This window comes from Mesorhizobium sp. WSM4815 (assembly GCF_055811575.1).
On record NZ_JBVVQS010000077.1, the window covers coordinates 14,136 to 28,728 of the forward strand.

General features: G+C 63.2%; 13 protein-coding genes. 8 read left to right on the top strand and 5 right to left on the bottom strand.

Features of this window, described 5'->3' with window-relative positions:
• Positions 1 to 45: 45 nt before the first annotated feature.
• The 4 genes from AC0L2B_RS04675 to AC0L2B_RS04690 are packed head-to-tail and all read right to left on the bottom strand — an operon-like array spanning position 46 to position 3,613.
• Entirely contained in the window at positions 46 to 357 is a 312-nt protein-coding gene (locus AC0L2B_RS04675) for a hypothetical protein (protein ID WP_473744401.1), read from the bottom strand.
• Positions 354 to 869 (bottom strand): alpha/beta hydrolase, encoded by a 516-nt coding sequence (locus AC0L2B_RS04680; RefSeq protein ID WP_473744402.1) that lies wholly within the window; start codon positions 867 to 869, stop codon positions 354 to 356. The genes AC0L2B_RS04675 and AC0L2B_RS04680 overlap by 4 nt, the downstream gene beginning before the upstream one ends.
• Before the next feature lie 11 nt (positions 870 to 880).
• Positions 881 to 2,368, bottom strand: coding sequence for an NAD-dependent succinate-semialdehyde dehydrogenase (locus AC0L2B_RS04685; RefSeq protein WP_473744403.1), 1,488 nt, complete (start codon positions 2,366 to 2,368; stop codon positions 881 to 883).
• An 18-nt stretch (positions 2,369 to 2,386) separates the two neighbouring features.
• Complete coding sequence (locus AC0L2B_RS04690; protein ID WP_473744404.1) at positions 2,387 to 3,613, bottom strand: iron-containing alcohol dehydrogenase; 1,227 nt, start codon at positions 3,611 to 3,613, stop codon at positions 2,387 to 2,389.
• A gap of 137 nt (positions 3,614 to 3,750) precedes the next feature.
• On the opposite strand from AC0L2B_RS04690, the gene AC0L2B_RS04695 reads away from it, so the two are divergent.
• From AC0L2B_RS04695 to AC0L2B_RS04730, 8 genes are all read left to right on the top strand, one after another.
• Positions 3,751 to 4,452, top strand: a complete 702-nt coding sequence (locus AC0L2B_RS04695; RefSeq protein WP_473744405.1) for a GntR family transcriptional regulator — start codon at positions 3,751 to 3,753, stop codon at positions 4,450 to 4,452.
• A gap of 62 nt (positions 4,453 to 4,514) precedes the next feature.
• Entirely contained in the window at positions 4,515 to 5,108 is a 594-nt protein-coding gene (locus AC0L2B_RS04700) for a DJ-1/PfpI family protein (protein WP_473744406.1), read from the top strand.
• Positions 5,109 to 5,947: 839 nt separating this feature from the next.
• A complete protein-coding gene (locus AC0L2B_RS04705) occupies positions 5,948 to 6,844 on the top strand; it encodes a substrate-binding domain-containing protein (protein ID WP_473744407.1) in 897 nt (298 codons plus the stop codon).
• Entirely contained in the window at positions 6,841 to 8,184 is a 1,344-nt protein-coding gene (locus tag AC0L2B_RS04710) for a sensor histidine kinase (RefSeq protein ID WP_473744408.1), read from the top strand. The genes AC0L2B_RS04705 and AC0L2B_RS04710 overlap by 4 nt, the downstream gene beginning before the upstream one ends.
• Positions 8,165 to 8,290: an ATP-binding protein gene (locus tag AC0L2B_RS04715; RefSeq protein WP_473744409.1), complete on the top strand. Its 126-nt coding sequence runs from the start codon at positions 8,165 to 8,167 to the stop codon at positions 8,288 to 8,290. Before AC0L2B_RS04710 ends, AC0L2B_RS04715 begins: the two co-directional genes overlap by 20 nt.
• Positions 8,280 to 9,623 (top strand): sigma-54-dependent transcriptional regulator, encoded by a 1,344-nt coding sequence (locus AC0L2B_RS04720; RefSeq protein WP_473744410.1) that lies wholly within the window; start codon positions 8,280 to 8,282, stop codon positions 9,621 to 9,623. The genes AC0L2B_RS04715 and AC0L2B_RS04720 overlap by 11 nt, the downstream gene beginning before the upstream one ends.
• Before the next feature lie 254 nt (positions 9,624 to 9,877).
• Positions 9,878 to 10,405 (top strand): arsenate reductase (azurin) small subunit, encoded by a 528-nt coding sequence (locus tag AC0L2B_RS04725; protein WP_473744411.1) that lies wholly within the window; start codon positions 9,878 to 9,880, stop codon positions 10,403 to 10,405.
• Positions 10,406 to 10,419: 14 nt separating this feature from the next.
• Positions 10,420 to 12,882, top strand: a complete 2,463-nt coding sequence (locus AC0L2B_RS04730; protein ID WP_473744412.1) for an arsenate reductase (azurin) large subunit — start codon at positions 10,420 to 10,422, stop codon at positions 12,880 to 12,882.
• Between the two features lie 134 nt (positions 12,883 to 13,016).
• On the opposite strand, the gene AC0L2B_RS04735 is transcribed toward AC0L2B_RS04730, so the two are convergent.
• A complete protein-coding gene (locus tag AC0L2B_RS04735; protein WP_473744413.1) occupies positions 13,017 to 14,540 on the bottom strand; it encodes a xylulokinase in 1,524 nt (507 codons plus the stop codon).
• Positions 14,541 to 14,593 lie beyond the last annotated feature (53 nt).

Below are 14,593 nucleotides of genomic sequence, written 5' to 3' on the forward strand. Positions count from 1 at the left end.
CCTTGCGGTAAGCCGCGATGGATGATGGCCGGCATGTCTGCTGGATCAACGATCGTCGTTGGCAATCAGTTTCGTCAGGCAATCCCCCGCCTGGCTCCGGGGCATGCCGAGATCTCTGACACTGTCCATGTGGTTGCGGTTGGCGAGAACAAGCGACGTTACCGGCGAACCCTGCTGCAGCAGGTGCTCCTTGAATCGATCTGCCTGCTGATGGAAAGGCGGCGTCTCGTTGGCTCCGACCAGAACCATCGCCCTGGTTTGAGGATCATGCCGATGGGCAAGCGGTGTAAACCTGGCGACTTCCTCATCGGTGATTGCAATCTCGTTGGCGAGAAAGGAATTTTGGAGCGGTTTCAAATCGTAGAGCCCGCCGAGCAGAAGGGCTGCCCGCACATTGGAGGGGTATGCTCGCTGTTGAACAGGAACGTTGAAAGATGTGCCCCGGCCGAATGACCGCTGACGGTCAGGTTTGCCGGGTCTCCGCCATAGTCGGCGATATGGGCCAGAACCCACCGCTTGGCGCGGCGCACCTGGTCGACGATCGTCGCCATCCTGACCTTGGGCATCAGAGCATAGTCGACGATGGCGGCAATCGCACCGGCCTGGGTAATCGTCGCCGCGACGTATGAGTAGTCGCGCTTGGAGAACATCCTCCAGTAGCCGCCATGGATAAACATGTGCACCGGCAGGCCGCTTGTTTTGCCCGGGGGAAAGAACAGGTCGATGGTTTCGGTCTGATCCGGCCCATAGGCAATGTCCGCTGTCATCGGGATGGTTGCGCGGACGGCCTCGCTGCGGTGAACGATGTCCTGGACGATTTTGTCAAAATCGGCGACATGGTCGCGGATGCGGAACGGATCGTTTTGCACTCTTCCTCCGCTCAGATGCTGATGGCGAGGTATTTCGCCTCCATGAACTCGGCAATGCCGTGATGCTGGCCGCCCTCGCGGCCGAGGCCGCTCTGCTTGACCCCGCCGAACGGTGCTGCCGGATCGGACATCAAGCCGCGGTTGAGAGCGACCATTCCGGCCTCGATCCTGGATGCCACCCGCATTCCACGCGCAAGATCGCGCGTGTAGATGTAGGCGGCAAGACCGTATTCGGTGTTGTTGGCACGCGCGATGATTTCGGCTTCCGTTTCGAAGCTCGAGATCGGCGCCACCGGCCCAAAAATTTCCTCGTGCGCCATCTCCGCCTCGGCCGGGACGTCGCAGAGCACGGTCGGCGGATAATAGTATCCCGTTCCCGAGCCTGCCTTGCCTCCGCACAGCACCCGCGCGCCACGGGCGACGGCATCGTTGACCAGACGGTCGATCTTGTCGACGGCCTTCCTGGTGATCATCGGCCCGCACTCCGTGGCCGCGTCCGTGCCAGCGCCGATCGTGAGTGCCGACATCCGCCTGGCGAGGCTTTCGCAAAACGCATCGTAAACGCCGGACTGGACATAGATGCGGTTTGCGGCCGTGCAGGCCTCGCCGGCGTTGCGCATCTTCGCCACCATCGCCCCATCGACCGCCGCGTCGAGGTCCGCGTCATCGAACACAAGGAATGGCGCGTTGCCGCCAAGCTCCATCGAACACGAAACCACATACTTTGCGGCCTCGGCCAGCAGAACGCGCCCGACAGAAGTCGAGCCGGTGAAGGAGAGTTTGCGCACCCGCGGATCGGCCAGCATCGCCGCCGTCACCGGGCCGGGATTGGAGGTTGTCAGAACGTTGACAACCCCCGGTGGGACACCCGCTTCTTCGTAGAGGGCGGCGAGCGCGTAGGCGGTGAGCGGGGTCTCGCTGGCCGGCTTCAAAATCACCGTGCACCCGGCAGCCAGGGCGGGCGCGATCTTGCGCGTCGCCATGGCGGCAGGAAAATTCCAGGGTGTGACAAGGACGCAGATGCCGATCGGCTCGTAGTCGACGACGATGCGGTTGGTGCCGGAAGGCGCCATCCCGAATTCGCCGGAGATGCGAACCGCTTCCTCGGCATTCCAGCGAAAGAATTCCGCGGCATAGGCGATCTCGCCACGCGCGTCCCGCAGCGCCTTGCCGTTTTCCAGCGAGATCAGCGTGGCCAGCGTCTCGCAACGCTGCGTCATCAGCTCGAAGCAACGCCTGAGGATTTCGGAACGCTTGCGGGGCGCCATCGTGCGCCAGCCATCGGCGGCCTTGGCCGCAGCCTCGACGGCCGCCGCGGCATCTTCGATCGTCGCATCGGGAACCGCGGCGATCACCGCTTCCGTGGAAGGGTCGACGACCTGGATTTCCCTGGCGTCGGCGGATTGCCGCCATTGGCCGCCAATATACAAGCCGTGGGAGAATCTATGGAAGCCGGCAGTGTCCTGCTCGTCCTCCAGCATCTGATGAGATATGTTCATGGCCTGCTCCTCGGTTGCTCACATGACACAGGCGGCGAGGTCGCCATCATAGGCGGCCTGGATCAGGCCCCGCATGGCCGCCAGATCGAATGGACGCGGATTGTTCTTGATGAGACGGTCGATGCCGAGCGCCTGTTCGGCCGTCCAATCGAGCCTGTCGGCGGGAAGCCCAAGCCTGGCCAGCGTAGGCGTGATCCCGATCGCTGCAAACAGCCGGCCGATCTCGTCGATCGTCGTGTCGGCCATCTCAGCGGTGCTCCGGTCCCTGCCGTCGAGACCAAGGGCAAGGCCGATCTCGGTCATCTCGGCGGCCGCGGCGGCCCGGTTGTACTTCATGACATACGGCAGCATGGTGGCGACACCCAGCCCGTGAGCGGTGTGGGTAAGGGCGCCGACCGGATATTGCACCGCGTGCGCCGCCGCCGTTCCGGCCGTCCCGAACGCACAGCCGGCTGCAAGCGCGCCCATCATCACATCGGCGCGAGCGTCCTCGTCGGTCGGGGCGCGGCAGGCCTTCTCGAGACTGCGGCCAAGCAGCTTGATCGCGAGCAGCGCAAAATGATCGGTCAGCGCGCTCTTGCCGATGAAGACATGCTGTTGCGGCAGGCCGGGGTCGGTGCCGCGCCTGGCGGCGGTAAAAGCCTCGACCGCATGGGTCAGCGCGTCTGCGCCGGCGATCGCCGTCAGCCCCGGGGGACATGTCATCGTCAGTTCCGGGTCGCAGATGGCGGCTGCCGCGATCAGATGCGGGCTGGAGATGCCTACCTTCATGGTGCGATCCGGATCGGAGATCACGGCGACAGGGGTCACTTCCGAGCCGGTGCCGGCTGTCGTTGGCACCGCGATCAGCGGCAGCATCGGACCGGGCACCTTGAACTCGCCGTAGTAGTCCTGGAGCAGGCCGCCGTGGCTGATGAGCAGCGCGGCGCATTTGGCCATGTCGAGACAACTGCCGCCGCCGATGCCGATCACCATGTCGGGCGCAAACTCCCGCGCCTCCTCGACGCAGACGGCAACCGTGTCGCGCGGCACATCGGGCTGCACACGGTCGTGCACCAGCACAGCGATCGATGCGCCCTCGAGCGCCGCGATGATCTCGGCGAAGGCGACAGTTGCGGCAAAGCGCTCGTCCGTACAGACGAGAGCGCGACGGCCAAGCCTGGCCGCAACGGTTGCAATGACATGGCGCTGACCCTTGCCGAAGAGGATTTCACGCGGCAGCCTTGTTGCAGCGAAAAGGCTCATGGTCTTGCGTCCCTCAATGATGGTGGAAAGGCGGAAGCTCGCCGAGCTCCCAAGGTATCCTCTATCAAATCGTATAGGATATAGGATTGTATTGAGCGAAGCATCGTGTTAGCCAGTGATCCTGTCAAGAGGCAAAGATGCAGGTCACGAACGCAAGCAATGCCCGAGAAGTCGACCCCGCCAGCGGGCGCATCCAGCGATCCACCAGCCTGGTGGAGGACGTCTATGAAGCGATCTTCGCGCAACTCATGGCGCTGAAGATCGCGCCTGGCTCACGGATCACCGTCGACAGCCTGGTCAAGGAACTCGACGTATCCCACACGCCGATCCGTGAAGCGCTTGGCCGCCTCGAAGGCGAAGGCCTTGTGCTGAGGACACATTTGATCGGCTACCGCGCCGCGCCGCAGATAACCAGGCGCAGATTTGACGAACTCTATGAGCTTCGCCTGCTGCTCGAGCCGCATGCGGCTGCCAAAGCAGCCGCATTGATGGATGAGACGAAACTTGCGGTGCTTGAGGAATCCGCAGGCGGCATGGCGCGCCGCGAAGGCAAGGATGAACGCCTGCGTTACTCCAATTTTGCGCGGCAGGATGCCATTTTCCACGACCGGATCATGGAATTTGCCAACAATGAACTGGTGCGCGAGACGCTCGCGTTCCAGCATACGCACTTCCATATCTTCCGCCTGATGTTCCATTCGCGCGTCACCGAGGAAGCGCTCGACGAGCATCAGGCCATCCTGGCCGCCTTCGCCGCCTCCGATCCCGCGGCGGCGGAACAGGCGATGCGCCGTCATATCGAGCATTCCCGTGATCGTTTGTTGCCGGCCTTCGATTGAGACCCGCGCCGCCGGCGAGTGCAACGCCCGCCCGACTTCCATTCCAAAACGAGGAACCGACCATGCCAGGCAAGAAAATACTGATGTTGACCGGTGAGTTCACCGAGGAATACGAGATTTTCGTCTATCAGCAGGCGATGGAGGCGGTCGGCCACATCGTCCATGTCGTCTGTCCTGACAAGAACGCTGGCGACCTGATCAAGACGTCGCTTCACGATTTCGAGGGTGACCAGACCTACACCGAAAAACCCGGCCACTACGCGTTGCTGAACAAGACCTTTTCGGAGGCGGAAAGACAGCTCGACCAGTATCATGCCGTCTATTGCGCCGGCGGCCGTGGCCCCGAGTACATCCGCACCGACAAGCGTGTGCAGGCGATGGTTCGCCATTTCCACGAAAACCAGAAGCCGATCTTCACGATCTGTCATGGCGTCCAGATACTGATCGCGGTCGACGGCGTCGTGCGTGGCAAGAAGGTCGGTGCGCTGGCTGCCTGCGAGCCGGAAGTGACGCTGGCCGGCGGAACCTATATCGACCTGTCGCCGACCGAGGCCTATGTCGACGGGACGATGGTCTCGGCAAAGGGCTGGACCGCACTTGCCGCGTTCATCCGCGAGTGCCTGAAGGTGCTGGGAACGGAAATCCGCCACAGCTGAATAGATCGCCCGATGCATTAGACGGGTCGGCATTCAGCCTGGCCGTCTTTGCGGCTTTCGCCAATATCCAACGTTGATGAACAGGCGCTGTCAGCGAAGCTGGCAATCTCCCCCCAAGTGGGGGAGATGTCCGGCAGGACAGAGGGGGGCGCCTCGCTCCGCTGTCAAACGTTCTGCACCGTAGTGACGCTCCGATGTCACGGCATGGACGCCAGGGTCTGCGCCGCGTCGCTTCGCTGCTTGCTCCGCCCTGGCATGACGAAGGGAGGGACTACGGTGACAGTGCACTTTTTCCATGTTTGCCCGGCTGTGGCGGCGTGTAGATTGAGCGCATAGCATCGACTTGCAGTAAGCATCGCCGATGTCGGCACCTGGGCGGCCGGTGGACAGCGAAGCACTTCCGGGCCAGGTGCCGAGCAAACCGGAAAAGCCATGAAATGGGGAGCCCGGCAGGCGGAAAGAAAAACTGGTGCACTGTCATCGTATTTCTCAGCGCACGAATGCAGCCGCGCAGAATGAAAACAGCAGCGATCCTTCGCGCCCCCCTCTGTCCTGCCGGACATCTCCCCCACTTGGGGGGAGATCAGCAGCTTCGCTGAAAGCGCCTGTCCATCAACGTCGGCATTGGCGAAAGCCGCAATGACGGCCAATCTCCCCCCAAGTGGGGGAGATGTCCGGCAGGACAGAGGGGGCGCCTCGCTCCGCCATCAAAGGTTCTGCACCGATGCGTCGGCTCGCTCCAAGATCCGGCTCCGTTTTTTTGCAGTTCCTGGACTTCTACATTTTCGGATATGATCGGCTCGACCGGGCGCGCTGTCGCTCCGGTCGGGAGGCACTTCTTGAGGAACCTAGGCAACCCGCACAGGGCCACCGACGGCGTTCCGATCACACGGCGTGATCTGATTGCGGCCGCCGTGTCGGGTGCGGTCTTCGCCCCCGTTGCGCTTGGCGCCGAAGAAGAGAGTTTCAAATTCGGCCTGACGCCGGTCTTTCTCTCGAACGATCTCGAACTGCTTGGCCATCTGCGCAGCTATCTCAGCGCCAGGATCGGTGGCCGGATCGAGCTCGTCACGCGCCGCACCTATCAGGAAATCACCGCGCTGCTGGTTTCCGGCCAGATCCAGTCGGCATGGATCTGCGGCTATCCCTACGTGCAGTTCAAGGCCGATCTCGACCTTGTCGCAGCGCCGGTCTGGCACGGCAAGCCGCTCTACCAGTCGTACCTGATCGCTTCGGCCGACCGTAAAGCGGATGACTGGGCCGGACTGAAAGGCGACGTCCATGCGTTCTCGGATCCTGATTCGAATTCGGGTTTTCTGGTGACGCGGGCGCTGCTTGCGGAGAACCGCCAGCTTCCCGGCAGCTTTTTCGCGCGCAGCTTTTTCACCTATGGCCACCGAAACGTCATCAGGGCCGTCGCCTCCGGCCTCGCTCAGTCGGGCAGCGTCGACGGCTATGTCTACGAGGTCATGCGCGAGACCGAGCCGGACCTGGTGAAGCAGACCAGGATCGTGCGCAAGTCGGAATGGCTGGGCTTTCCGCCAATAGCGTCGCCGAAGTCCGTCGCCAACGATCGACGCGTCAGGGCGTTGCAGCAGGCCTTGATTTCCATGCAGGACGATGCCGAGGGTCGCAAGGTCCTTGCCCTGCTTCGTCTGGACGGGTTCGTGGCAACCGGTCCGTCGCACTTCGACGCGATTGCGGCCAAGGTGGAAACCGTGAGGCAGTTCGGATGAAACTGTTTTGGCGTTTCCGATCGATTCCCGTCTCCTACCGCGTGCCGGTCCTTGTCGCCTTGCTGATGGTGGTCATCAGTGCGGCCATTTCCGAGCGCGTGCTCAGCCGGCTGTCGCGGACACAGGAGAGCTTCCTCAACGGTCTTGCCGAGACCTATCTGGACGGGCTTTCGTCAGCGGTCGTGCCGGCCGTGTTGCGGGCCGACGTCTGGGAGGTGTTCGACGCGCTCGACAGGTCCTCGGCGTCGTATAAATCGCTCGCTCCGATCGAAACCGTGGTGACCGGCGCAGACGGCAAGGTGCTCGCAGCGAGCGATCCGAACCGGATCGCGACCTATTCCGAATTGTCGGCCGATTACCGCAATCGCTATGGGCCGGATGTCGTCACCATCGACGAGGCCAGATTGACCGGGTTCGCCCACCGCGATCTCGTCTATCAGGGCCAGCCGATCGGCACCATCCACGCCACATTCGGTGTTTCGCATCTCTTTGCCGAGCGGCGTGAGATCCTGGTCACCCTGCTCATTACCAATGGCGTCCTTGCGGCGTTGTTCGCGCTGGGCGGCTTCGTGCTGGTGAGGCAGATGATCGGGCCGATGCGGGTGCTGGAGGATCACATGCGCGCTGCAGCGCATGGCGCGGCCGAGCCGATCTCGTCCCGGGAAATCCCGTCCGGGGACTCCGAAGTCGCCGGCCTGTTCGGCGGCTACAACGCCCTTGTCCATGCCGAGCGTGAGCGCGCGAACCTCGCCATGCAACTCGCCGAGGAAGAGAAACTGTCGAGCCTCGGGCGTCTCGCTTCCGGCATGGCGCACGAGATCAACAATCCGCTTGGCGGCTTGTTCAACGCATTGGATACGTTGAAGACCCATGGCGAAACCCCCGGTGTTCGCGACACATCGATCAGCCTGATCGAGCGTGGCCTTGCCGGCATTCGCGACGTGGTCGAGGCCGCGCTTGCGACGTATCGGCCAGAGCGATCGCAGCGCCCGATGACGGCTGCCGATCTGGACGATGTCCGCCTGTTGCTGAAGCCGGAATTGCGCCGCAAGCGGCAGTGGCTGGATTGGAACGTCGCATGGAACGGTGCGCGGGAATTGCCCGTCCGAGGCGGTCCGGTCCGTCAGGCAGTCCTCAATCTCCTCCTCAATGCCAGCGCGGTCACTCCGGAAGACGGGACGGTTTCGCTGACGGCGATCAGCGCAAAAGACCGGTTGCACATCGAGATCGGCGACCAGGGCTGCGGAATGCCGGCCGACATCGCAGGGATTCTCATCGGCCGGTCCGGCGGTACGCGCGGGGCGTGGCCTCGGCCTCTGGATGGTCCGCCGCGTGGTTGACGATCTCGGCGGACGTGCCAGTATCGCAGCCAAAAGAGGCGGAGGGACGGCGGTCACGCTGACAATTCCCTTCGACAGGGAGGACACCAAAGCCCATGCCGCCTGAGCGCGCCCGGATAGGCCTCGTCGAGGACGATCCCGTCATGGGCGGGTCGATCGTCCAGCGCCTCGAGCTCGAGGGCTGGCAGGTGAATTGGTGGCAGTCAGGGCGAGATGCCATCTCCGGAATTGAAGGCCTCTGCGGTTGCCTCGACCTGGTGATTTGTGACGTCCGTCTCCCGGATATTTCCGGCGAAGTGGTTTTCAGCGAGCTTGCCAACCTGCCGAATTCGCCGCCCTTTGTCTTCGTGACCGGCCATGGCGAGATTGACCAGGCTGTCCGGTTGATGCGATCCGGTGCCGTCGATTTCATGACCAAGCCGTTCGCGATGGATGAATTCCTGCGCAGAATCGATGCCGCGCGGCGGACAACGCATAGCCAGCTTCGTCTCAAGGGCTATTTCCTCGGCGAGTCCCCGGCCATCCAGCATGCCGAAGACCTGCTGCGTCGTTATGCGGGCCACGATCTTCCGGTGCTGATCACCGGCGAGACCGGATGCGGGAAAGAAGTCGCGGCCCGGCTGCTGCATGAGGTCTCACCGCGGCGCCTGGAGCCGTTCATCGCCGTGAACTGTGCGGCGATCCCGGCCGAACTGCTGGAAAGCGAGATTTTCGGCCACGAAAAAGGCGCGTTTACCGGGGCGCAGCAGCGGCATCTCGGATACGCCGAACGGGCCGGAAAAGGCACGTTGTTCCTCGACGAGATCGGTGACATGCCAATGCCGCTTCAGGCAAAACTGCTCAGGCTGATCGAGGCTGGCAGTTTCAATCGCGTCGGCGGCGAGACGCCCTGCACGTTTGGTGCACGGGTCGTCTCCGCCACGCATCGCGACCTCGGCCAACGCGATGGGCGGTCGAGCTTCCGCGAAGATCTTTATTTTCGACTCGCGGTCCTGCCGGTGACGATTCCACCGCTACGCGAGCGGCATGAGGACATCACCTGGCTGCTCGACAGGTTCCTTGAAAACGCAGCGACCCGATCCGATGCCCGGATCCGGGGGTTTAGCGCGCTGGCCGAGGAGGCTGCTCTCGCCTATCCCTGGCCCGGAAATGTGCGCGAGCTCAGAAACCGCGTCGAGCGGGCGGTGGCGTTGTCGACCAGTGAATGGATCATGCCCGGCGACCTGTTCCCGGAGCGGACGACGAAGCCCGCAAGTGCTGCATTCGCGCCGCTGGCCGATGTTCGCGACGCCGCGGAGCGGCGGCAGATAGAGCGGGCGCTGGACGAAACCGGCGGTCAGATCGCAAAAGCAGCCGGGTTGCTGGCGATCTCGCGAACGACCCTTTGGGAAAAGATGACGCGGCTCGGCGTTGCCGATCGGGCGCGTTCGACTTCCTGAACCTTCGGCAGTGCAGCATGTCCGGATTTCCGAACATGCAGGCCTCTTGGCGCTGGCTTTCCAGCAGTTTCTCCAATGCATGTCGCGCAAAAGTGCGCAGCGGTTTTGCGGCAACGATATGCATAAAAACAAGAACTTGAAGCGCGTCGCATGAATCCGTTCAATGCGACGCGCTTCAATCAAATCGGCGGCTTCTCCGCTTGGCACAGGCGTTGCAAGACGGCTTGCGACGATTTCGCCAATGGGAGGAATGCATGGATCGCTGCAACAGGCTGGTCGACGCCGGCCGCCGTCAATTCTTGAGGGGAGGGGCGTTCGCCGCCGCCGGCATGGCCACCGCCGTGGCGCTGCCGGCACAAGCCGAGACCAAGGCTGCACCCGGTCTGGCGCTGGTCGAATACCCGTCGAACAAGCTGGCCAATATAGCCGATTTGAAACCGAACGAGCCTTTCGATGTCGGCTATCCCGACGAGAACGCGCCCGGTGTGCTGCTGAAACTTGGCATGAAAGTGGAAGGCGGCGCCGGCCCTGACGGCGACATCGTCGGCTTCTCGACCATCTGCCCGCACAAGGGTTTTCCGCTCAACTACAATGCCGACGACCACTCGTTCAATTGCCCCGGCCACTATTCGCGCTTCGACGCGGATGCCGGCGGGCAACAGATCTGGGGGCAGTCGACCGCCAACCTGCCGCAATACGCGCTCCGCATCGACGACAAGGGCGACATCTATGCCGAGGGCCTGGACGAGCTGCTCTACGGCCGTCTGAGCAACGTGCTTTAAGGGAGGATCGGATCATGGCCTACAAACGTCACATCGACCGGCTGCCGATCATTCCGGCGGATGCCAAGAAACACAATGTCACCTGCCACTATTGCATCGTCGGCTGCGGCTATCACGCCTACACCTGGCCGACCAACAAGCAGGGCGGCACCGATGCCGCCTCGAATGTGTTCGGCGTCGAGCTATCCGAGCAGCAGGCCGCCGAGACCGACGCCTGGTACGCGCCGTCGATGTACAACATCGTCAAGCAGAACGGCAAGGACGTCCATATCGTCATCAAGCCGGACCACGACTGCGAGGTGAATTCCGGCCTCGGTTCGGTGCGCGGCGCCCGCATGGGCGAGCTGCGTTACTCGACCGCCCGCGGCTCGCAGCAGCAACGCCTCACCGATCCAATGGTCTGGCGGTACGGCCAGATGCAACCGACCTCGTGGGAGGATGCCCTCGATCTCGTCGCCCGCGTCACCGCCGCGGTCGTCAAGGAACAGGGCGAAGATGGGCTATTCGTCTCCGTCTTCGATCACGGCGGTTCGGCCGGCGGCTACGAAAACACCTGGGGCACCGGAAAACTCTATTTCGGCTCGATGAAGGTGAAGAACATCCGCATCCACAACAGGCCGGCCTACAATTCCGAGGTCCATGCGACCCGCGACATGGGCGTCGGTGAGCTGAACAATTGCTACGAGGACGCCGAACTGACCGACACGCTCGTCTCGGTCGGCAACAATCCGTTGGAGACGCAGACCAACTATTTCCTCAACCATTGGGTCCCGAACCTGCGCGGCACCTCGATGCAGAAAAAACAGGCGCAGCTGCCGGGCGAGCCGCACGCCAAGGCACGCATCATCTTCGTCGATCCGCGCCGCACCGTGTCGGTCAACGCGGCCGAGGCCGAAGCCGGCAAGGAAAACGTCATGCACCTTGCCATCAATTCCGGCACCGACATGGTGCTGTTCAATGCCTGGCTGACCGAGATTGCCGACAAGGGCTGGGTCGACAAGGCCTTCATCGACGCGTCGACCACCGATTTCGACAAGGCGCTCGCCGCCAACAAAACCACGCTCGAGGATGCGGCGAAAATTACCGGGCTGACCGTCGACCAGATCCGTCAGTCGGCGGCATGGATCGCCGAGCCCAAGGACGGTAAGCGTCGACGCACCATGTTCGCCTACGAGAAGGGCCTGATCTGGGGCAACGACAATTATCGCACCAATGCGGCGCTGGTGAACGTCGCGCTCGCCACCGGCAATGTCGGTCGCGAGGGCGGCGGCTGCGTGCGCATGGGCGGCCACCAGGAAGGCTATGTCCGTCCCTCCGACGCGCATGTCGGCCGACCCGCCGCCTATGTGGACAAGCTGCTGATCGAGGGCAAGGGCGGCGTTCATCACATCTGGGCCTGCGACCACTACAAGACCACGCTGAACGCCCACCAGTTCAACATGGTCTACAAGAAGCGCACCGACATCGTGAAGGATGCGATGAGCAAGGTGGCGTATGGCGACCGGCAGGCGATGGTCGAAGCCATACTGGCCGCCATCAAGGCCGGCGGCCTGTTCTCGGTCGACGTCGACATCATCCCGTCCAAGATCGGCGCGGCGAGCCATGTCTGGCTGCCGGCGGCCGAGTCGGGCGAGATGAACCTGACGTCGATGAACGGTGAGCGGCGCATGCGGCTGGTCGAGCGCTACATGGACCCGCCCGGCAACGCCAGGCCGGACTGTCTCATCGCCGCCGGGCTTGCCCAGCACATGCAAAAAGTCCTGCGCGAAATGGGCGACAATGCCTATGCCGACCAGTTCAAGGGTTACGACTGGAAGACCGAGGAAGACGCCTTCATGGACGGCTACAACAAGAATGCCGGAGGCGGCGAATTCGTCACCTATGAGCGTCTGAAGGCGATGGGCAATAACGGCTTCCAGGAGCCCGCCACCGGTTTCGAAGACGGCAAGATCGTCGGCACCAAGCGTCTTTATACCGATGGCAAGTTCGGGACAAAGGACGGCAAGGCGACCTTCATGGAAGCGCAATGGCGCGGCCTGCAGGCGCCGGGCAAGGAGGAGCAGAAGAAGAACAACAAGTACCTCATCAACAACGGGCGCGCCAACCAGGTCTGGCAGAATGCCTTTTTGGACCAGGAGAGCGAATTCGTGATGGACCGCTGGCCCTATCCGTTCATCGAGGTGAGCCCGGACGACATGAGCGAACTCGGCGTGAAGAACGGCGACCTCGTCGAGGTTTATAACGAGAGCGGCTCGACCCAGGCGATGGTCTACCCGACGCCAAGCGCCAGGAAGGGCGAGACTTTCATGCTGTTCGGATTCCCGACCGGTGTGCAGGGCAACGTCATCAACGCCGGCACCAATGAGCTGATCCTGCCGAACTACAAGCAGACCTGGGCGAACATCCGGAAAATCTCGGATGCCCCGGAAGGCGTGAAGCACCTGTCGTTCAAGTCGCAGGAGTATCAGGCCGGCTGAGGCGGCCCTCCCAAGCCCCATCAGGCCGCCGACCAATGCCATGAGGCAGCGGCGGCCTCGAGCTTCTCCTCTGATTGCCGAGCCCTACGACCGAGTCTCCGACGCGCTGTGCGATCGCCAGGCGATCGCAGACGTCACGGCTGCGTCGGCCGCGTGGCGGCCGCCAGTGCGTCGATGTCGTCGTAGAGCGCCTGGCTGTGACGGTAGAGCTGCTCGAAAACCGGTTGGGTGCGCCTATAGATCTCGGCCCATCCGGGGTCCGGCAGGATTTCGGCGCCGTAGCTCACGAAGCGCTCGGCCGCCTTGTCGACGCGCGAGAAGCGGCCTGTCGCCGTCGCGGCCATCGCGGCACAGCCGACAATGCCGCATTCGGGCTCCCGCGGGACCAGGATCGGAATGTTGAAGGCACTGGCCTTGATTTTCAGCCAGAGTTCGGTGCGCGCCCCGCCACCCGCAGCGATGACGCGCTCCAGCGGCCTGTTCGACGCGTGTTCCATGATGCGGATGTGGCGCGTCATGGCAAAGGCGATGCCTTCCAGAATCGAGCGGTGCAAATGCTCCATGCCATGCCCGGCGCCCAATCCGAAGAACTGTGCGCGGGCGTTGCGATGGCGCCCCAGGCGTTCGCCGGTGAGAAAGGGCATGAAGAGCAGCGCGTCGCAACCGGCCGGGGCCTCGGCGGCGCGGGCGACGATCTCGTCGTAGGACAGCGCGTTGCCGTGGAAGGCACGGCGTGCCCAGCGCATGCCGTCGCCGCCGGTCTCCAGCAGCACGAATTGCGCCCAGTTGCCTTCGACCGTCGCAACGTTCGAGATTTCCGGGTCAAGCAGCAGCTCCTCCGCGATAACAGTGATGATGGCGCCCGTGCCGGTGCTGTCGGAACCCAGTCCCGGGCGACAGGCGCCTGAGCCGAGCAGTGCCACCGGATAGTCGGCGCCACCGACCAGCACCGGGGTTCCAGAGCGCAGGCCGCTGTCGAGCGCCGCCTGTTCGGTGACGTGGCCGACGACATCCAGCGGGTTGCGGATCGGCGGTAGCTTGGCGGCGTCGAGACCCATGCGCTCGATCATCACCGGCGACCAGTCGAGCCGCTCCGGGTTCATCAGGAAGCTGCAGGACGCGTCGCCTGTATCCATGGCGATCTCGCCGGTCAGCCGGTAGTTGATGTAATCCTTCGGCATGATGGCGACTGCGCTGCGGGCGTATGCGGCGGGATCGTTGTCTCGGACCCATTGCAGTTTGAAGCCCGGCCATGCCGGGGTCGGCGTGTTGCCGCTTTCGGGCAGGTAGCTGTCCGCCTGGTTCGCTTGCTCGAAGCGACGGACGAGATCGACGGAGCGCTTGTCGTTCCAGAGCGATGCCGTGTCGCGCGTCAGCGCTCCGTGCGCGTCGAGCAGGACCAGCCCGTGCATCTGCCCGCAGACGCAGATGGCAGAGATGTTTTCGCGGGCGCCTTCGACGCGGTCCAGCACCGTCTTGACGCTCGCTCGCGCACCCTCCCACCAGTCGAGCGGCCGCTGTTCGGCCCAGCCGAATTCCGGCACGATCTGGTCGTGCTCGCGCGACGCGAGCTCGAGGATCTTGCCGGCGACATCGATCAGTGCGGCGCGGACGCTGCCGGTGCCGACGTCGATGGCAAGGAAAAGTTCGCCGCTCATTTCGGAAGAGTCCTGAGATGGGCAAACATGTGACCCTCCGTCTATCGGTCAGA

Excerpts from the sequence above, each read along its gene's own strand:
- AC0L2B_RS04685 (WP_473744403.1), bottom strand. The coding sequence starts at position 2,368 with ATGAACATATCTCATCAGATGCTGGAGGACGAGCAGGACACTGCCGGC.
- AC0L2B_RS04690 (WP_473744404.1), bottom strand. The coding sequence starts at position 3,613 with ATGAGCCTTTTCGCTGCAACAAGGCTGCCGCGTGAAATCCTCTTCGGC.
- AC0L2B_RS04695 (WP_473744405.1), top strand. The coding sequence starts at position 3,751 with ATGCAGGTCACGAACGCAAGCAATGCCCGAGAAGTCGACCCCGCCAGC.
- AC0L2B_RS04700 (WP_473744406.1), top strand. The coding sequence starts at position 4,515 with ATGCCAGGCAAGAAAATACTGATGTTGACCGGTGAGTTCACCGAGGAA.
- AC0L2B_RS04710 (WP_473744408.1), top strand. The coding sequence starts at position 6,841 with ATGAAACTGTTTTGGCGTTTCCGATCGATTCCCGTCTCCTACCGCGTG.
- AC0L2B_RS04715 (WP_473744409.1), top strand. The coding sequence starts at position 8,165 with ATGGTCCGCCGCGTGGTTGACGATCTCGGCGGACGTGCCAGTATCGCA.
- AC0L2B_RS04720 (WP_473744410.1), top strand. The coding sequence starts at position 8,280 with ATGCCGCCTGAGCGCGCCCGGATAGGCCTCGTCGAGGACGATCCCGTC.
- AC0L2B_RS04725 (WP_473744411.1), top strand. The coding sequence starts at position 9,878 with ATGGATCGCTGCAACAGGCTGGTCGACGCCGGCCGCCGTCAATTCTTG.
- AC0L2B_RS04730 (WP_473744412.1), top strand. The coding sequence starts at position 10,420 with ATGGCCTACAAACGTCACATCGACCGGCTGCCGATCATTCCGGCGGAT.
- AC0L2B_RS04735 (WP_473744413.1), bottom strand. The coding sequence starts at position 14,540 with ATGAGCGGCGAACTTTTCCTTGCCATCGACGTCGGCACCGGCAGCGTC.